Below are 18,895 nucleotides of genomic sequence, written 5' to 3'. Positions count from 1 at the left end.
TTGGTGGCCGCACAAACTATGAGGTAAATTCGTGCACAATTTCTTACCTGCTGGCCCCAACGGGCGCTTATCTGTGGATGACTTGCGTGGCTGACATCGATTTTTCGTTATACCTGAAGTTCTTCATTGGCCTTATCGCCATTATCAACCCGCTGGGCCTCCTGCCTGTCTTCGTCAGCTTGACCAATCATCAGACACCGGCCGAGCGGATGAGGACCAACACCACGGCCAATATTGCCGTCATGGTGATCCTGTTGGTTTCCATGTACATGGGGCAACTGATCCTCGATGGCTTTGGCATTTCGCTGGCGTCGTTTCGCATCGCAGGGGGGTCGCTTATCACCCTGATCGCCTGGTCCATGCTGCAGGGCAAGCTGGGAGAGGTGAAACACAACAAGCAGGAGAAAGGGGAGCTGGCCGCCCGCGAGTCGATTGCCGTGGTGCCACTGGCGCTGCCGCTGATGGCGGGTCCGGGGGCCATCTCTTCGGTGATCGTCTATGCCAGTCAGAGCCATTGGCAGCAGCTGCTTGGCATGTCGCTGGTGGTGGCCATCTTCTCCTTCTGCTCCTGGCTGATTTTTCGCGCCGCCCCCTTGCTGTTCAAGTTGATGGGCAACACTGGCATCAACGTGGTGACCCGGATCATGGGCCTCATCATGATGTCCCTTGGCATCGAGATCATGGTGGCGGGCATCAAGGGAGTCTTCCCCAGCCTGATGTGAGCTGAGTCTGTTTTGTGCCAGCCGGTCCCCGTGACCGGCTTTTTATTGTTTCTTTTTCGTTAACCATTTCCTAGAATCGAGCGGCTCTGTGTATAAAAGCGCCGTTTCGGCCTATTTAAATGCTGGATAATTGCTTAAAAGCTGTTTATTTAACCAAGGATCCAGACCCGCTCTGATGATATCTATTGCATTATCAGAAATGACAGGGAATTATGCTGACTGCGTGCTCAGGCCCGCATTTATGACAAACGCATGGAATGTTCTTGTTGGAGTAAATGGAAATGACTCATAAAAAAACAATGATTAATACCCTTTTATTGGCTGCGCTATTCGGTGGAGCCACCCTGGCTCAGGCCGCCGACGTCCCCGCTGGTACCAAGCTCGCCCCCGAGCAATCCCTGGTGAAAGGCAACGGTTCAGAACCCGCTACCCTGGATCCGCACAAGACCGAAGGAACGGTCGAATCCAATATTCAGCGTGACCTGTTCGAGGGTCTGGTCAGCTCAGGTCCCAAGGGTGAGACCCTGCCCGGCGTCGCCGAGTCCTGGGAAACCAAGGACAACAAACACTTCGTGTTCCACCTGCGCAAAGATGCCAAGTGGTCCAATGGTGACCCTGTCACCGCCCACGACTTCGTCTATGCCTTCAAGCGCGCCGTGGATCCCAAGACGGGCTCTCCCTACTCCTGGTACATGGAAATTCCGACCATAGTCAACGCCAGTGCCATCATCGCCGGCAAGCAGCCTGCCGACACCCTGGGGGTCAAGGCCACGGATGACCATACCTTCGAAGTGCAGCTTGAAAAAGCCATTCCCTATTTCGTCAGCATGCTCTCTCACACCACCACTTATCCGGTGCCCAAGGCGGTGATCGAGAAGTTTGGTGACAAATGGACCCAACCGGAAAATATGGTCTCCAACGGTGCCTACAAGCTGAAGGATTGGGTGGTCAACGAGCGGGTCGATGTCGAGCGCAACCCCAACTATTGGAACAACGCCAAGACGGTGATCGAGAAGGTCACCTATCTGCCCATCCAGTCCACCAATGCCGAACTGAATCGCTACCTGGCTGGCGAAGTGGATCTCACCTACAACATGCCCATCGAGCGCTTCAAGCAGATGAAGAAGGAGCACCCGACGGAGGTGCAGGTGAGCGGCTATGTGGGCACCTATTACTACACCTTCAACACCAAGCGCAAACCCTATGACGATGTGCGAGTGCGTACCGCACTCACCTATGCCATCGATCGCAACGTGATCGCCGAGAAGGTGATGGGCAAGGGTGAGACCCCAGGTTATGCCCTGGTGCCGGACTTCGTGGATGGCTTCAAGCCGGTGGCTCCGGCCTGGTCCAAGCTGAGCCAGGCTGAGCTGGATGCCAAGGCCAAGGCGCTGCTGGCAGAGGCTGGCTACGGCCCGGGCAACCCGCTCAAGTTCGAGCTGCTCTACAACACCGATGACAACCACAAGAAGGTGGCCGTGGCCGTCGCCTCCATGTGGAAGAAGCTGGGGGTGCAGGTGAGCCTGGTGAACCAGGAGTGGAAGACTTATCTGGAAACCCTCAAGCAGGGTCAGTTTGATGTGGCTCGTCGCGGCTGGATTGCGGACTACAACGAAGCCTCCTCCATGCTGGATCTGATGCAGACCACCCATGGCAACAACGACGGCAAGTACTCCAACCCGACATTCGACAAGCTGATGGCTGAGTCCCGTGACCAGGTGGATGAGGTCTCCCGCAACAAGCTCTATGTTCAGGCCGAAGACATCTTGGCCAAGGACATGCCGATTGCGCCCATCTATCAGTACGTGACCTCCCGTATGGTGAAACCCTATGTGGGCGGCTACCCGGCCAACCCGCTGGATAACCTGTACAGCAAGGACATGTACATCATCGCTCACTGAGTACAGTAAAAAAGTCGCATAACAAGCAGGCCCGCCAGACGGCGGGCCTTTAAATTAAAACCGCGACCCTTTGGAAGCAGTACAGGACAGGACATGTCTATGTTGAAATTCATCCTTAAACGTCTATTGGAAGCGATCCCGACCCTGTTGGTCTTGATCACCGTCTCCTTCTTCATGATGCGCTTCGCCCCCGGTAACCCCTTTACCAGCGAACGCGCCCTGCCGCCGGAAGTCCTGGCGAATATCGAGGCCAAATATGGTCTGGATAAACCCATAGGCACCCAATACCTCACCTACCTGGGCAACCTGGTACAGGGTGATTTGGGCCCCTCGTTCAAATACAAAGACTTCAGCGTCAACGATCTGGTGAGCCAGGCGTTGCCAGTGTCCGCCAAGATAGGGGCATCGGCCTTCTTCTTTGCCGTCTTGCTGGGGGTAACGTTCGGCACCATTGCCGCCCTTAAACAGAACACCCTCATCGATTATCTGCTGATGTCGTCGGCCATGGCCGGGGTGGTGATCCCGGGCTTCGTGCTGGCACCGTTATTGGTGCTCTTCTTCAGTATCTATCTGGGCTGGTTCCCGGCCGGTGGCTGGCAGGGCGGCGGCATCCAGTTCATGGTGCTGCCGGTGTTTGGCATGATGATGTACTACATCTCCGCCATCTCGCGCATCATGCGCGGCAGCATGATAGAGACCATGAACTCCAACTTTATCCGCACCGCCCGCGCCAAGGGGCTGCCGCTGCACCACATCATTCTCAAGCACGCCCTGCGCCCGGCCATGCTGCCGGTGGTCTCCTACCTGGGCCCGGCCTTCGTCGGCATCATCACCGGATCCGTGGTCATCGAGACCATCTTCGGCCTGCCAGGCATTGGCCAGCTGTTCGTCAACGGCGCCCTTAACCGTGACTACTCCATGGTGCTCGGTCTGACCATTCTGGTCGGCGCCTTGACCATCACCTTTAACGCCGTGGTCGATATTCTCTATGCCTTCATCGATCCCAAGATCCGTTACTAAGCCGGGAGTGCATCATGGTTGTAAATAGTGAAAAGCGTGAAGTACTCGAAGCCTTCGCACAGAAAGTGGATGTGGTGGAGGGGCGTTCCCTGTGGAAAGATGCCCGTCGCCGTTTCCTGCGCAACAGAGCGGCGCTGGTGAGCCTGATCATCCTGACCATCATCGGTCTGGCGGTCATCATAGGCCCGCATCTGTCCCAATATACCTTCGACGATCCGGACTGGGGCGCAATGCAATCGGCCCCGGATCTGGAGACGGGACACTGGTTTGGCACCGACAGCCTGGGCCGGGATCTCTTCGTGCGGACCCTGCTCGGCGGGCGTATCTCGCTGATGGTCGGCATCATGGGCGCCCTGGTGGCCGTCATCATCGGCACCCTGTATGGCGCCGCCTCCGGCTTTATCGGCGGTCGGGTCGACAGCCTGATGATGCGGGTACTGGAGATCCTCAACGCCTTCCCCTTCATGTTCTTCGTGATCATGCTGGTGACCTTCTTCGGCCGCAACCTGGCGCTCATCTTCATCGCCATCGGCGCGGTGAGCTGGCTCGACATGGCGCGGATCGTCCGCGGCCAGACCCTGAGCCTCAAGAGCAAGGAGTTCATCGAGGCGGCCCATGTCTGTGGCGTCTCCAAGTGGAAGATCATCACCCGGCACATAGTACCGAACGTGCTCGGCATAGTGGCGGTCTACGCGACCTTGCTGGTGCCTGGCATGATCATGTTTGAATCTTTCCTGAGCTTCTTAGGCCTCGGTGTGCAGGAGCCCATGACCAGTTGGGGTGCCCTGCTGGATGAAGGCTCCAAGTCGATGGAAGTGGCCCTCTGGCAACTCTTGTTCCCCGCCGGTTTCATGGTGGTGACCCTGTTTTGCTTCAACTTCCTCGGGGATGGTCTGCGTGACGCGCTCGATCCCAAGGATCGCTAAACGTGCAGCCAGGGCGTGCTAACAGGCGCCCATGGTCTGGTCATGCATCCCGAAGGATTGATAAGAGCCACGAGGTTCGATAAGGAATTTTTATGAAATTACTGGATGTAAAAGATCTGCGGGTCGAGTTCAAGACCCCGGACGGCAATGTGGTGGCGGTCAACGATCTCAACTTCTCCCTCTCGGCCGGTGAGACTCTGGGAATAGTGGGAGAATCTGGTTCAGGCAAGTCTCAGACGGCCTTCGCCATCATGGGCCTGCTCGCCAAGAACGGCATCATCACCGGCTCGGCCAAGTTCCAGGGGGAGGAGATCCTCAACCTGCCGGAGCACAAGCTCAACAAGATCCGCTCCGAGAAGATAGCGATGATCTTCCAGGATCCCATGACCTCGCTCAATCCCTACATGAAGGTGAAGGATCAGCTGATGGAAGTGCTGATACAACACAAGGGGATGAGCAAGGCTGCGGCCTTCGAGGAGTCGGTGCGCATGCTCGATGCGGTGAAGATCCCCGAGTCGCGCCAGCGGATGAACATGTATCCGCATGAGTTCTCCGGTGGCATGCGTCAGCGGGTGATGATCGCCATGGCGCTGCTCTGCCGCCCGCAACTGCTCATCGCCGATGAGCCGACCACGGCGCTGGACGTGACGGTGCAGGCCCAGATCATGACCCTGATGAACGAGCTCAAGCGAGAGTTCAACACCTCCATCGTCATGATCACCCACGACTTGGGCGTGGTGGCGGGGATCTGCGACAAGGTGCTGGTGATGTATGCCGGTCGCACCATGGAGTACGGCAAGGTCAACGACATCTTCTACCGTCCTAGCCACCCCTATACCGAGGGACTGCTGCGCGCCATTCCCCGCCTCGACACCGAGGGGGAGATCTTGCCGACCATTCCGGGCAACCCGCCCAACCTGCTGCGTCTGCCCAAAGGCTGCCCCTTCCAGGAGCGCTGCCACAGGGCCAGCGAGATCTGCGGCCAGGAGTCGCCGCTCTTGCTGCCCTTCAACGATGGCCGCGCCCGCGCGTGCCACTGGGTATCGGATGCCATGGTCAAGGGAGTGAACTAAATGGGTACTGACAAGAAACTGCTGCTGGAAGTGTCCGACCTCAAAGTCCACTTCAGCATCAAGAGTGACAAGGCCTGGCCCTGGGCCAAGCCCTCGACCCTCAAAGCGGTCGATGGGGTGACCCTGCGTCTGTATGAAGGGGAGACCCTGGGCGTAGTGGGGGAGTCCGGTTGCGGCAAGTCCACCTTTGCCCGGGCGCTGATTGGCCTGGTGCCCGCCACGGACGGCAAGGTGGTCTGGCTGGGTAACGACTTGACCAAGCTCGATCAGAAGGCCCTGCGTGAGAAGCGCAAGGAGATCCAGATGATCTTCCAGGACCCGCTTGCCTCCTTGAATCCGCGCATGACCATAGGGGATATCATCGCCGAGCCGCTTATCACCTTCTATCCCAAGCTCTCCAGGAGCGAGGTGGAGGGCAAGGTGCGCGCCATGATGACCAAGGTGGGGCTGTTGCCCAACCTGGTCAACCGCTACCCCCATGAGTTCTCCGGCGGCCAGTGTCAACGCATCGGTATCGCCCGGGCCCTGATCCTCGAACCCAAGATGATCATCTGTGACGAGCCGGTCTCGGCGCTGGATGTCTCCATCCAGGCGCAGGTGGTGAATCTGCTCAAGTCCATCCAGAAGGAGATGGGGCTGTCGCTCATCTTCATCGCCCATGACTTGTCCGTGGTGAAGCACATTTCGGATCGGGTGCTGGTGATGTATCTGGGCAATGCGGTGGAGCTGGGCAAGGGCAAGGAGATCTACGCCAATCCTCTGCACCCCTACACCAAGGCGCTGATGTCGGCGGTGCCGGTGCCGGATCCTGATCTGGAGCGCAGCAAGGTGATCCAGATCCTGGAAGGGGACTTGCCGTCGCCGATGAATCCGCCGTCCGGCTGCGTGTTCCGTACCCGCTGCCCGGTGGCCGGTCCCGAGTGCGCCAAGACCCGGCCTGTGCTTGAGGGGAACTTCGACCACGCCGTCTCTTGCCTCAAGGCAGACCCGCTCTGACGTGTCGCCGTCATGCAGATAACAGGGCGCCTCTGGGCGCCCTTCTTTATGGATGCCCCCTGTTGTTGCGGGGGGAGACACTGGGTGCGGGCCGATCCGCTCATCGGATAGCTATATCTTTATCAGGCACTTGGCAGCACCAGAAGGGCCTGCTAGTATCCGCGGCACAAGGGGAGTAACTTCTCGCCGGTCTGTCGTCATTACGGTGTCTTTGCAGCGCAAAGCACCCGGCACCCGGGCAGCCAAGGCTGTAAGTGAGACCTTGCCGAGAGGCAAGGTGTATCTGCTCCAAACGCGAACCCATGCCTCCGGTCATGGGTTTTGTCGTTTTTAAGGAGGACACAATGGGTGAATGGTGGATGTGGTTGGGGTTCTTCGCCCTGGTGTTGACCCTGCTCTGGGTTGATTTACGTTTCGTGGGGGGCGGCAAGTCTCACAAGGTTTCCCTCAAGGAGGCGGGCGCCTGGTCCCTGGTCTGGGTGAGCATGGCGCTGCTCTTCAACCTGGCCATCTGGTACTGGGTTGATGTGAATATGGGTCGCGAGATGGCGAACCAGAAGGGGTTGGAGTTCCTCTCCGGCTACCTCATCGAGAAGGCACTGGCGGTGGACAACGTCTTCGTCTGGCTGATGCTGTTTGGCTATTTTGCGATCCCGGCCGAGCTGCAGCGCAGGGTGCTGCTGTATGGGGTATTGGGCGCCATCGTGATGCGGGCTGGCATGGTGTTTGCGGGCAGCTGGCTCATCGAGCAATTCCACTGGATCTTGTATCTGTTCGGCGCCTTCTTGCTGCTGACCGGTGCCAAGATGCTGTGGGCGGCCGACAAGGAGCCGGATCTTGCCAACAACCCCTTGTTGAACTGGATGCGTCGTCGCTTCAAGGTGACCGAGCAGCTGGAAGGGGAGCACTTCTTCGTCTGGCGTGATGGGGTGCGTTTCGCCACGCCGCTGCTGCTGATCCTGGTGCTGGTGGAGGTGAGCGATCTCATCTTCGCGGTGGACAGCATCCCGGCCATCTTCGCGGTGACCACGGATCCCTTCATCGTGCTCACCTCCAATATCTTCGCCATCATGGGGCTGCGGGCCATGTACTTCCTGCTGGCCGGTGTGGCCGAGCGCTTCAGCCTGCTGAAATACGGCCTGGCCTTCATCCTGATGTTTATCGGGGTCAAGATGCTGCTGCTCGACATCTTCAAGATCCCGACCGGGGTAGCCCTGGGGGTGGTGGCCAGCATACTGGTGCTCAGCATGGGGCTCAGCCTCTGGCTGACGCGCAAGCAAGTCAAATCGGCGAGCTGATCCGCAGCCCTGGCGCGCGGGTATAACGCCGGCGGTGCCAGAGGATAATGAAATAAAAAGGGCTCCTAAGGGAGCCCTTTTCTATGGGCATTGATTGCCCGCTCGCGCGCCGTGCCACAGGGGCGGCAGGATTAACGCTTGATGATGCGCGGGTTGCTGTAACCCCAGACGGTGTACATGTCCGCCAGCAGGGCGCCATTGTACTCTTCCAGATCTGCCTGTTTTATCTCGTGATCCCCCTGGCGGCCAAACATCACCACCTCATCACCGGGTTTGACCCCCTTGATGTCGGTCACATCGACCATGACGGTGTTCATGGAGGTCTTGCCCACCACCGGGGCCTTCTGGCCGTTGATGAGCACGGAGGCCTTGTTGCTCATGGCGCGGCGATAACCGTCCGAGTAGCCCATCGGCAGGTTGGCCAGCACGGAGTCCCGCTTGAGGGTGAAGGTGCGATCGTAGCCGACCGTGTTGCCCGCCGGGAAGTGACTGACTGCCGCTACCTGGCTCTTGAAGGCCATGACGCGCTTGTATTCGGTGTAGGAGGGGATGGAGTCGCCATAGATGAGGCCGCCCGGGCGAACCATGTCCAGATGTGCTTCGGGCACTTCCAGGGTCGCGAAGGAGTTGGCGCAGTGCAGGGTAAGCTTGCTGCGATCCAGCTTGCCCGCCTCGATCAGCCACTGGGAATCGAGCTTGAACTGGGCCAGACCCAGCTTGACGTCCTCTTTCTCCTCCACCGGGAAGTGGGTCATGATGCCGACCGGGGTGATCCCCTTGAGGCCGAGTATGGCCAGGGCTTCACCCTTGGCATCCTGGGCGCGCAAGTCCAGACCGTTACGGCTCATGCCTGCCGAGTTGAGGCCAATGTGCACCGGTATCCGGGTCTGGTGGCGCTGGGCTATCTCGCTGATGATGGTCGCGTTTTCCAGGCCGCCGACCAGCTCTTCGAGCTTGTAAGGCACCGCCTGCTCGACTTCGGCCGGGGTCGCGGCGCGGACTCGCATCAGACGACCGGTGAAGCCCTTGTCCCGTGCCACCCTGGCCTCTTCGTTGCTGGCGATGCCGATGCAGGGGATGCCGGCGGCAACCACCGAGGGCACCAGCAGATCGATGCCGTGACCATAGGCGTCGGCCTTCATGATGGCGCAGATCTGCGGGCCCTTGTCACCGAGGCGAGTCTTGAGGGTCTGCAGGTTGTGATCGAAGGCGGCCAGATCCACTTCCAGCCAGGCATTGGCGGCGCTGTATTGCTGGCCATTGCGTTGATCGTCCGCCTGGGGCAGGTAAGGGGCGGCAACGGCGTGGCCAGCCATCAGGCCGAAGATCAGGGTCGCGAGCAGGGTTTTCTTGTTCATGGGATGTCCTGTTTTGTTGAGGCGAGGCGGCTGGGCATCGAGGGGCAGATAGGGATCCGCACCTGGATGCTACCAGTGGCTAATAAATGCCTTGTTATTGATTTTTATATATTTAACGTGGGTTTGGACCCGGATGGGAGTGTACCGTATGGTGCTCTTTGTGGCACGTCTTTAGGTCACGTTTTCCCTGAGGTGATCAGAGGTTGAAGGGGAGCAAGGCAGGGGACAAATGCCAGCTGTGCCCCGTCTCGGGGCGGGAGGGGGCACAGCCGGGCGTTGAGCCATTGACGGAGCGGACCTCGCCCCTCATCACACGGGTTGGCGAGCCTCTTTCGAGGCGGCATGGGGCGCTTGGATCTCCTCTGCCAGACAATCCTCGGTCTTGGCGATCACGCAGGCGGCGATGGCGTTGCCGAGCACATTGGTGGCGGAGCGACCCATGTCGAGGAAGTGGTCTATGCCGAGCAGCAGCAGGACACCCGCCTCCGGGATATGGAACTGGTTGAGGGTGGCGGCAATCACCACCAGGGAGGCCCGTGGCACCCCGGCCATCCCCTTGGAGGTGACCATGAGCAGCAGCAACATGGTCACCTGCTGGGCGAAGGAGAGCTCGATGCCATAGGCCTGGGCGATGAACATGACCGCAAAGGTGCAGTACATCATGGAGCCATCCAGATTGAAGGAGTAACCCATGGGCAGCACGAAGCTGGCGATACGCTTGTCACAGCCGAACCACTCGAGGCGTTGCAGCGTCTTGGGATAGGCAGCCTCCGAGCTGGCGGTCGAGAAGGCGAGCAGCACGGGTTCGCGGATCAGGGCCAGCAGGCGCGGGGTGCGCTGGCGCAGGAAGAGGCTGCCCATGGCGATGAGCAGCAGCCAGAGACAGGCCAGGGCCAGATAGAACTGGGCCATGAAGCTGCCATAGGTGGCGAGGATGCCGAGCCCCTCCTTGGCGACCATGGCCGAGATGGCGGCAAAGACGGCAAAGGGAGCGAAATTCATCACATAGCCGGTCACCTTGAGCATGATCTCGGCGCTGCTTGCCAGCAGCATCACCACCGGCTTGGCGGCATCACCGAGTGCGGCGGCGGCCAGACCGAAGAACAGTGAGAACACCACGATTTGCAGGATCTCGTTGTTGGCCATGGCCTCGATCAGGCTCTTGGGGATGGCATGAGCGATAAAGTCGCGCAGGCTCAGGCTGGCGGCGCTGATGCCGCTGCTGGCGGACTCGGGTGGCAGAGGCAAGGAGAGGCCGCTGCCCGGCTGCATCAGGGTGACCATGAGCAGCCCCAGGCTCAGGGAGAGCAGGGAGGCGAGCATAAACCAGCCGAGGGTCTTGGCGCCGATCCGGCCGACGGTGCGGGTATCCCCCATCTTGGCGATACCGACCACCAGGGTGGTGAACACCAGGGGGGCGATGATCATCTTGATGAGGCGCAGGAAGATGTCGGTGAGCAGGGTGACATTGTCTGCAAAAGCGGGGGCTTCGCCGGGGGCAAAGAGTCGATAACCCTGACCGGTGGCGATGCCAAGCAGCATGGCGATCAGGATGGCGAGGGTCAGCTTGTTCATTTTCATGGGGAGAGATCCGGGCAACGCAAGGAGTCGGGATGGGGTGGCGAGTGCCACGACAGCCGTGCCAGATCGCCAGAGGAGGGCGATCACGGTTTGCAGCATGCCCAAAGGCGAGCACTAACACCAGCGTCGAGTCACACTTTTCATACTGGTCTTAGGTGTATCAAGGATGTTATTTAGTTAATTGTTACTATTTACTGTTGCTAATTGTTATTTTATTGAGATATTCAGCTGACAAGCTGCCATCCCCCTTGGCCTGGTGACGCAGGCGCAGGTTGAGCAGGGCAGAGATGCGATGCTCGACATGCAACTGCTCCATGAAGGTGTCTGGCTCGTACTCATCGAAACCAAACTGAGGGCGACGGGGGGTCGCGCGCACGGCATCCCGGGCAATCTCCAGACTCAATACCTCTATCCAGCCATAGCCTCTGGAGAGGGCCAGTTCCCCGGCGCGTTTGAGCACGTATTTGCGCGCCGTCTCCCTGTCCACCAGATCGTTGCCGACGAACTCTATCTGCCAGCGATCCGGGCCGAGCTGGGTCTGGGAGAAGCCAGTTTGACCATTCCACATTGACTTCTCACTGTCATAGGGGGTCGCGCAGCCGCCCAAGAGCAGGGTGCAGACCAGCAGGAGAGAGGGCAGAGGAGAGCGACAAGATGGCATGAGATAAACCCTGGGCAGAGACGATAGCTGATCACAACACAGGGATCGGTTTTGGGCAATCATCCACCTGGCTGGAGGAGAGCAGGGAGAGGGTCAATGCCATCCACGATGAGGGAAAAGGGGGAAGGATCGCGGATAAAAAAAAGGCCCAATCTGCTGATTGGGCCTTTCTCGGGGAATGATGGTCGGCGTGAGAGGATTCGAACCTCCGACCCCTGACACCCCATGACAGTGCGCTACCTGGCTGCGCTACACGCCGACTGCGTCAGCTTGGCTGACGGGGGCTGAGTGTATGGAGATGGCCCCCCCCTGTCAACCAGCAAACAGCGACTTTGACGCGTTCGCCTGCTTTGCACGCAATTAACGGTTAAAGGTCAGCCGTTTGCCCAATAGCAAGCCGGTGAACTGACCGTTTTGCCGGGTGATCGGCCTTTCATCTTCATGCCAATGGGGTTGGGAGCGACAGCCGTTGAATGGCTATCGCTTCCCTCGCTGTCAGCGGTTAAAGGTCAGCCGTTTGCCCAATACCTGGTCGGTGACCTGACCGTTCTGCCAGGCAATCTGACCATTCACCAGGGTCATCTCTATGCTGCTCTGGAAGCGGTAGCCGTTAAAGGGCGACCAGCCGCACAGATAGAGCAGGTTGTCGTCATTGACCACATAGGGCTTGCCCAGATCCAGCAGCACCAGGTCGGCGAAGTAACCCTCGCGGATGTAGCCGCGATCCTGCACCTGGAAGCGCTCGGCCACCGCATGAGACGTCTTCCGGACTATGGTTTCCAGGCTGAAGACGCCGTTGTGGTAGAGCTCGAGCAGGGCCTGCATGGAGTGCTGCACCAGCGGGATGCCGGACGGCGCCTTGAAGTAGCTGTTCTGCTTCTCTTCCCAGGTGTGGGGGGCGTGGTCGGTGGCGATGATGTCGAGCACATCGTTGCGCACCGCATCGAGCAGCGCGTGCTGATCGGCCGCGCTCTTCACCGCCGGGTTGCACTTGATCTGGCTGCCCAGGGTGTCGTAGTCCGCCTCGTTGAAGAACAGATGATGCACACACACCTCGGCGGTGATGTTCTTGTCCTTGAGCTCCTTCAAGTCCGGGCTGGCGGTGAAGAGCGACAGCTCTTTTGCCGTGGTCAGATGCAGCACGTGCAGTTTGGCGCCGTATTTTTTCGCCAGGCCCACCGCCATGCTAGAGGATTTGTAGCAGGCATCGGCGCTGCGGATGCGGCCGTGCTCGCGCATCGGCACATCCTCGCCCCACTTGGCGCGGGCCTCGTCTTCGAGCACCTTGATAGACGGCGTGTCTTCGCAGTGGGTCACTATCATCACCGGGCTCTCCCGGAAGATGGCCGCCAGGGTCTCCTGGTTGTCGACCAGCATGTTGCCGGTGGAGGCGCCCATGAAGATCTTGATGCCGCAGGACTGCTTGGGATCGAGCTTCTTGATCTCTTCCAGGTTGTCGTTGGTGGCACCCAGATAGAAGCTGTAGTTGGCGGCAGAGCCTTTGGCGGCGATCTCGTACTTGGCTTCCAGGGCGTCGATAGTAGTTGTCTGGGGATTGACGTTGGGCATCTCCATGAAGCTGGTGGTGCCACCGGCCACGGCGGCGCGGGACTCGCTCGCTATGGTGCCTTTGTGGGTCAGACCCGGCTCACGAAAATGGACCTGATCGTCAATCATGCCGGGGATCAGATGGCGGCCTGCCGCATCGATCACCACGGCGTCCGGGGCATCGATCTGGGGGGCGATCTTCTTGATACGCTCGCCCTCGATCAGCACATCGGAGGCGTAGATGCGCCCTTCGTTGACCAGGGTTGCGTTCTTGATAAGCAATGTGTTCATGGCGGGTCCAGTTCCTTTGTCGGTGAGCGCGGGTCATAATAGCGCAATCTGTCCCTACTCTGTAGCAAGGCCTGAGTAATGAAGTTATTTGTAAGAGATTTGACCGTGATCGACTCCAGCTACCTGTGTGAACGCCGTGGCATGGTGGGTGAGAGCTGGCTGGTGGACGTGGAGCTGGGTGGCGAGCTCAACGAGATGAGCATGCTGCTCGATTTTGGGCGGGTGAAGAAGCTTATCAAGGCGATCATCGACCGCGAAGTGGACCACAAACTGCTGGTCCCGGCAGACAACGCCCTGGTGCGCATCGAGAGTCTGGCCGGGGGCGAGCAGTGCGTCGACTTGCTGCGCCAGGGCAGCTCCATCCACCTGCGCTGTCCGGGGGAGGCCTTTGCCTTTATCCCCGGTGCCCAGGTCGACAAGGAGTCTGTGACCCGCTACCTGCTGGCGGTACTGGCCAAGGAGCTGCCGGGCAATATCCGGGATCTGTCGCTGACCCTGCGCCACGAAGCCATTGCCGGCGCCTTCTATCACTACAGCCATGGCCTCAAGAAACACGATGGCAACTGCCAGCGCATCGCCCACGGTCATCGCTCGCCCATCGAGATAGAGGTGGAAGGGGAGCGTGATGAAGAGCTTGAACAGAATTGGGCCGAGGGTTGGGCCGATATCTACCTCGGCACCGCTGAGGACCAAGTTCCCCTGACCGAACTGGCCCTGAGCGCCGTCGCCACGCCACTGCTTGGCGAGCAGCACATCGGTTTCAAGTATGTGGCCCCCCAGGGGCTGTTCCAGCTCGCCATGGCCAGAAGCGAGGTGGAGATGATCGACACCGACACCACCATAGAGCTGCTTGCCCACCATATTGCCCGTGAAGTGAAGAAGCAGGTGGGGGACAAATTCGTCAAGATTGTCGCCTATGAAGGGGTGGGCAAGGGCGCCATCGCCTACGCCTGATGCGCCATGGATAAACAACAAGGCCCCGAAAGGGGCCTTGTTGTTGCTGGGGGCGCCGTCAGAGGCGATCAGGCACTGAGCCGGAACCGCTTGACCAGGCTCTCCTGCTGCTCGGCCAGGGCATCGAGTTGCTGGCTGGTCTCGGCCACCCGGGCGATGCCCTGGTAGTTGAGATCCGAGATATCCGAGATGCGATTGAGGTTGGTGGCGATGTCGGCGCTGGTCGCCTGCTGCTGCTCGGCGGCCGAGGCTATCTGGCTCGACATGTCGCTGATGAGCACCACTATCCCCTGCACCTCCTCCATGGCGTTGTTGGCCTGGGAACTCTGGCTCATGCAGCTGTCCATCTCATGGGAGCACTCCTGCATCACGGTCACCGCCTTGGCGACCCCTTGTTGCAGGTTCTCTATCATGGTCTGGATCTCGCTGGTGGATTGGGAGGTGCGGCCCGCCAGACTGCGCACCTCGTCGGCCACCACGGCGAAGCCACGGCCCTGTTCGCCGGCCCGGGCTGCCTCGATGGCGGCATTGAGCGCCAGCAGATTGGTCTGATCGGCAATGCCGCGAATGACGTCGAGAATGTTGCCAATCTGGCCGCTCATGGTGCTGACCTCGGCGATGACAGCCCCGGTCTGCTGCAACTTGCCCGCCAGCTGGTGGGTGGTGCTGATATTGCCCGCCATCACCTGGCGTCCGGTTTCGGAGGCTTTCTCCACATCCATCACCCGCTCCAGGGTCTGGTTGGCCGCCTGGGCAACCTCGCGCACCGAGGCTTCCATCTCGGTCATGGCGGCGGCGACCGAGGCGGTCTCCTGACGCTGGGTCTCCAGATCCGCACGCACCGACTCCGTGGTGTGGCGGTTGCCGTGGGCGGCATCATTGAGCTGGGTCGAGGCCTGGCTCAGCTGGGTGAGGACCTCGCTCATCTGGGCGATCAGCAGGTTGACCTGACTGCCGAGCTGACCAAATTCGTTGCGGCTCTTGAAGCCGACCCGCAGTGTCATGTCCCCCTGGGTCACGTCGGTCAGTACCCGCAGCAGCTCCTTGAGTGGGCGGCGGATGGCCCGGCCCAGGGTGAGAGCGACCAGGATGGCGACCAGGATGGCGAGCACTATGCTGACCCCCTGGGAGAGGGTGCTGCGCTGCTGTACCTGTTCCGAGGCGGCAATGCTGGCATTCATCAGTTGCTGGCTCTGGGCCGTGATGGCATCGAGCTGTTCCTGGATGGCGATGATGAGCTGGCTGGCCTGCTTGCTCTTCTCCAGCAGGGCGGCTTGTTGCGTCATCAGGGCCTGATACTGGCCGAGCAGGCCGTCGCTGGCGGTGGTGTCGCGCACGAAGGCGCGCACGTTGTGACCGACGTCGTTGTCGAAGCTGGGCAGCTCTTTTTCCAGATCGGCGATGGTGCCGTTGAAGCCGCCAATCTGCATCTTGTTGCGCTTGAGCGCCGCTTCGATGGGGCCCGTCATGCTCTGATTGAGGGCATCCATGGTGGAGAGCTCGATGGTGGAGAGCTGGGTGGTCAGCTTCTCGGAGAGCATCTTGATAAAGCTGTCCTCTTGTCCCGCCATCATGTCGCTCAGGTTTTTCTTGAACTGGGGCAGGGTGACCTGGAATTGTCCCTTGGCCTGATTGACCTTGTGCAGCTGGCTGAGCAGGGCCTGGTGTTCGGTGGGCAGGGTCTGGGTCAGCGCCTGATAGCTGGCGACCTGCTCCTTGAGGGCGTTGAGCGGTGCTTGCAGTTGGGGCTCATTGCCGGCCTGGCTGCTCAGGGCCTGGAGGCGACCCTCGACCTCGGTCTGGGCGGCCTCAAGGGCGTTGATCTCTTCGGGTAGCGCCTTGGCATCTTGCTCGGTCAGCACGTCGTTGAGCCGCTTGTTGGCGCTCAGCAGGCTGATCTGGGTCTGGCTGCTGGCCTGCACCAGGGGCATGGATTGCTGGGTGACCTGATGCAGGGCCTGGCCGAGTGCGCGCTGGCTGTGAAAGGTGAAAGCAGAACTCGCTATCATCACGGCGACCAGGATGGCAAACCCGAGATAGACCCGCTGCAAGATGGAGAGGTCAGACATACTTAGTTTCATTATTGTCCCGCTGTGATGCAAAAGTCCCTTGCCTGAATCCCCCGTCCCTTTGTTACCCTACGGACTTCGTGGTGGGCACCGGGGATCCTTACTGTTCTCGCTATCGGTATTTTTAACAATAACTGAAGGCTTTGTGACAACGGCTGTCGCAAAAATCGCCCTGTGTCACACTTGGCGAAGCCCAGTGGGATGGAATGGGCTCTTTAGAGTCTTAATTTGAATTTTTCTTTTTAACGCAAGGAGTTATCCATGGCCGATGAAACCATTTTCAGCAAAATCATCCGCAGGGAAATCCCGGCCGAGATCCTTTATCAGGACGATCTGGTCACCGCTTTTCGCGACATCTTCCCCAAGGCGCCGACGCATATCCTCATCGTTCCCAATGTGCTGATCCCGACGGTCAATGACGTCGAGGCCGAACACGAGCTGGCCCTTGGCCGCATGTTCACGGTGGCGCGCAAGCTGGCCTTTGATGCGGGCATCGCCGAGGATGGCTATCGCCTCATCATGAACTGCAACCGCCATGGCGGGCAGGAGGTGTATCACATCCATATGCATCTGGTTGGCGGTCACTCCCTGGGCCCCTTGCTCACCCTGTGAGGATGCGGTTGACCGGGCTGCGCCCCTTGCTGCTCTGCGCCGTTTTGGGGCTGGGCGGCTGCGCCAGTTGGCAAGATCTGTTCGTCTCCTATTCGGTGCAGATGACGCCGGTGCGCAATGCCCTGCTGCAGGGCAAGGCACTCGACGCCATCGGGGAAGTGCGTGAGCTTGAACCCGGCGATGATGGCTATGTGCTCAGCCGGTTGGAGCTGGGGCGTATCGCTTCGCTCGCCAATCAGGCCCCGCAAAGCCGCAAGGCCTGGGAGGCGGCGGACCTGGCCCTCAAGGCCGACGATGAGCAGGCCCGCTTTCGGGTGAGCCAGGGGCTGGCCCAGGCCGGCAGTCTGCTGACCAACGATCAGACCCTCAGCTATCAGACGCCGGATTACGAGCGCACCATGCTGCACCACTATCTGGCGCTGGATTATCTGCAGCGCGGGGATCTGGAAGGGGCCCTGGTCGAAGTGCGCCGCGCCAATCAGGTGCAGGAGCGGGCCCTGCGCGAGCGGGGTGATGAGGTTGCCAAGGCGAAGCAAGAGGCCAGTGTGCGCCAGGCGCTGTCGCGGGCGCCGGATCTCGACCGCCTCACCGGCCAGGTCAAGAACGGCTTCCAGAATGCCTATACCTTCTATCTGTCCGGGGTGCTCTATGAGGCGAGCGGGGATCTCAACGATGCCTGGGTAGACTATGGTCGCGGCCTGGAGATAGCCCCGGATAACCCGGCCCTGCAAGGGGCCATGCTGCGTCTGGCGCGGCTGCGCGGCTCGGCTGCGGAGTTGGCGGCCACCGAGCAGCGCCTCGGTCGCAAGGCTCCGCCTCTGGTGCGGGGGCAGGGTAGGGTGGTGGTGCTGTTCGAAGATGGGCTGATCCCGGCCCGCCGCGAACTCTTCCTGCCACTGCCGCTCTTTACCTCAAGCGGGGATTTTCGCACCTTTACCGTGGCCATCCCCTACTACGATAATCGCGGCGCCGAGGTGGGGCCGCTCAGTGTCGGGGTGGGCAACCAGGCAGGCAGCACGGCGCCCCTGGTGCGGCTCGAAGCCCTGGCTGCCAAGGATCTGCAGGAGCGACTGCCCGCCATGTTGAGCCGTCAGGCGCTGCGTCTGGTTGCCAAGGAGCAACTGCGCCGCAGCGCCGCCAAGGAGGGGGGCGATGTGGGCAACCTTGTGGTCGGCATCTTCAACACCTTGTCTGAGCGGGCCGACACCCGCAGCTGGCTGACCCTGCCTGCCCAGGCATCGAGTTGGGACGCGACGCTTCCCCCGGGCTCGCAGCAGTTGCAGTTAGGATCAGGCAGTGGGAGCAAGACCCTGCCCATCGAGGTGCGTGCCGGGCATACCACCCTGGTGTGGGTCAACCGGCTCGGTGCCAATCTCGTCACCCGGGTGATGATGCTCTAATCCCCCCAGGCAGGGTGCCTGGGGGGGAGATATTCATGTGAGGAGTAGAAGATGAAACGAATCGTCCTGGCTTGCGGCCTCGCTTTGGGGCTGTCGGCCTGTGCCACCAACACCAGCGGTGTTGCCTTGTCGGCGCCAAGTGGCGGCGCGGCCCAGATGCAAGTGGATAACAGCACTCTTGACCTGCACCTGCGCGAGCTGGCCAGGCGCCAGCAAAATGGCCTGATGCAGGTCAACGTGGAGATAGTCAATGAGCGCCGTGGCGACAACCCTCTGCAATACCTGTTCTACTGGTATGATGCCAGCGGCCAGGAGGTCGCGTCTGATGGCCGCGGCTGGACGCCACTCGTGCTCCATGGCCAGCAGGTTCGGACACTGTCGGCCCTGGCGCCGACCCTGGATGTGAAGGGTTATCGGCTCTCCGTCCGTGAAGTGATTGAAGAGTCGAACTGATGAGCCCCTGCCGCCGCGCGGCGGTGGCTTGA

General features: G+C 60.2%; 16 protein-coding genes and 1 tRNA gene. 11 read left to right on the top strand and 6 right to left on the bottom strand.

Annotation, left to right across the window (positions count from 1 at the left end; all coding sequences use genetic code 11):
* Window positions 1-86 precede the first annotated feature (86 nt).
* From BN1130_RS11770 to BN1130_RS11740, 7 genes are all read left to right on the top strand, one after another.
* Window positions 87-722: a YchE family NAAT transporter gene (locus BN1130_RS11770; RefSeq protein WP_005906182.1), complete on the top strand. Its 636-nt coding sequence runs from the start codon at window positions 87-89 to the stop codon at window positions 720-722.
* Window positions 723-1,003: 281 nt separating this feature from the next.
* The gene (locus tag BN1130_RS11765; protein ID WP_042042300.1) at window positions 1,004-2,623 is read left to right on the top strand and encodes an ABC transporter substrate-binding protein; all 1,620 of its coding nucleotides are present in this window, start codon (window positions 1,004-1,006) and stop codon (window positions 2,621-2,623) included.
* 99 nt (window positions 2,624-2,722) lie between these two features.
* Window positions 2,723-3,643, top strand: coding sequence for an oligopeptide ABC transporter permease OppB (gene oppB, locus BN1130_RS11760; RefSeq protein ID WP_042042214.1), 921 nt, complete (start codon window positions 2,723-2,725; stop codon window positions 3,641-3,643).
* Window positions 3,644-3,657: 14 nt separating this feature from the next.
* Entirely contained in the window at window positions 3,658-4,569 is a 912-nt protein-coding gene (oppC, locus tag BN1130_RS11755; RefSeq protein WP_042042212.1) for an oligopeptide ABC transporter permease OppC, read from the top strand.
* A 92-nt stretch (window positions 4,570-4,661) separates the two neighbouring features.
* The gene (locus BN1130_RS11750) at window positions 4,662-5,642 is read left to right on the top strand and encodes an ABC transporter ATP-binding protein (protein ID WP_042042211.1); all 981 of its coding nucleotides are present in this window, start codon (window positions 4,662-4,664) and stop codon (window positions 5,640-5,642) included.
* Window positions 5,643-6,638 carry a murein tripeptide/oligopeptide ABC transporter ATP binding protein OppF gene (gene oppF / locus BN1130_RS11745; protein WP_042042210.1) on the top strand — a complete coding sequence of 332 codons (996 nt, stop codon included), beginning with the start codon at window positions 5,643-5,645 and terminating at the stop codon, window positions 6,636-6,638. It begins immediately after the preceding gene.
* 344 nt (window positions 6,639-6,982) lie between these two features.
* Window positions 6,983-7,936, top strand: a complete 954-nt coding sequence (locus tag BN1130_RS11740; RefSeq protein WP_042042209.1) for a TerC family protein — start codon at window positions 6,983-6,985, stop codon at window positions 7,934-7,936.
* Window positions 7,937-8,067: 131 nt separating this feature from the next.
* Here BN1130_RS11740 and alr read toward each other — a convergent pair whose 3' ends face one another.
* The 5 genes from alr to BN1130_RS11715 all read right to left on the bottom strand — a co-directional run bounded on the left by alr (window position 8,068) and on the right by BN1130_RS11715 (window position 13,375).
* A complete protein-coding gene (alr, locus tag BN1130_RS11735; protein ID WP_042042208.1) occupies window positions 8,068-9,294 on the bottom strand; it encodes an alanine racemase in 1,227 nt (408 codons plus the stop codon).
* A gap of 309 nt (window positions 9,295-9,603) precedes the next feature.
* Window positions 9,604-10,875 carry a dicarboxylate/amino acid:cation symporter gene (locus tag BN1130_RS11730; RefSeq protein ID WP_042042207.1) on the bottom strand — a complete coding sequence of 424 codons (1,272 nt, stop codon included), beginning with the start codon at window positions 10,873-10,875 and terminating at the stop codon, window positions 9,604-9,606.
* Between the two features lie 187 nt (window positions 10,876-11,062).
* Window positions 11,063-11,536 carry a CC0125/CC1285 family lipoprotein gene (locus BN1130_RS11725; RefSeq protein WP_042042206.1) on the bottom strand — a complete coding sequence of 158 codons (474 nt, stop codon included), beginning with the start codon at window positions 11,534-11,536 and terminating at the stop codon, window positions 11,063-11,065.
* 182 nt (window positions 11,537-11,718) lie between these two features.
* A tRNA-Pro gene (locus BN1130_RS11720) sits at window positions 11,719-11,795 on the bottom strand.
* Between the two features lie 236 nt (window positions 11,796-12,031).
* Window positions 12,032-13,375, bottom strand: coding sequence for a dihydroorotase (locus BN1130_RS11715; protein ID WP_042042205.1), 1,344 nt, complete (start codon window positions 13,373-13,375; stop codon window positions 12,032-12,034).
* Window positions 13,376-13,453: 78 nt separating this feature from the next.
* Here BN1130_RS11715 and BN1130_RS11710 point away from each other — a divergent pair, with 78 nt between their 5' ends.
* Window positions 13,454-14,329, top strand: coding sequence for a 6-carboxytetrahydropterin synthase (locus BN1130_RS11710; RefSeq protein WP_042042204.1), 876 nt, complete (start codon window positions 13,454-13,456; stop codon window positions 14,327-14,329).
* 68 nt (window positions 14,330-14,397) lie between these two features.
* On the opposite strand, the gene BN1130_RS11705 is transcribed toward BN1130_RS11710, so the two are convergent.
* Window positions 14,398-16,398 carry a methyl-accepting chemotaxis protein gene (locus BN1130_RS11705; RefSeq protein ID WP_232301973.1) on the bottom strand — a complete coding sequence of 667 codons (2,001 nt, stop codon included), beginning with the start codon at window positions 16,396-16,398 and terminating at the stop codon, window positions 14,398-14,400.
* Window positions 16,399-16,659: 261 nt separating this feature from the next.
* Here BN1130_RS11705 and hinT point away from each other — a divergent pair, with 261 nt between their 5' ends.
* Genes hinT through BN1130_RS11690 form a run of 3 tightly spaced genes read left to right on the top strand, consistent with a single transcriptional unit; the run spans window position 16,660 to window position 18,863 of the window.
* Window positions 16,660-17,010, top strand: coding sequence for a purine nucleoside phosphoramidase (gene hinT / locus BN1130_RS11700; protein WP_042042202.1), 351 nt, complete (start codon window positions 16,660-16,662; stop codon window positions 17,008-17,010).
* 2 nt (window positions 17,011-17,012) lie between these two features.
* Entirely contained in the window at window positions 17,013-18,410 is a 1,398-nt protein-coding gene (locus BN1130_RS11695; protein WP_042042201.1) for a COG3014 family protein, read from the top strand.
* Window positions 18,411-18,461: 51 nt separating this feature from the next.
* Window positions 18,462-18,863 (top strand): YcfL family putative periplasmic lipoprotein, encoded by a 402-nt coding sequence (locus tag BN1130_RS11690; protein WP_042042200.1) that lies wholly within the window; start codon window positions 18,462-18,464, stop codon window positions 18,861-18,863.
* The last annotated feature ends 32 nt before the right edge of the window (window positions 18,864-18,895 follow it).

This window comes from Aeromonas rivuli, from assembly GCF_000820045.1.
Taxonomy (GTDB): domain Bacteria; phylum Pseudomonadota; class Gammaproteobacteria; order Enterobacterales; family Aeromonadaceae; genus Aeromonas; species Aeromonas rivuli.
Note: the sequence above shows the minus strand (reverse complement) of the source record. Positions and strands in the feature narration are given on the sequence as shown.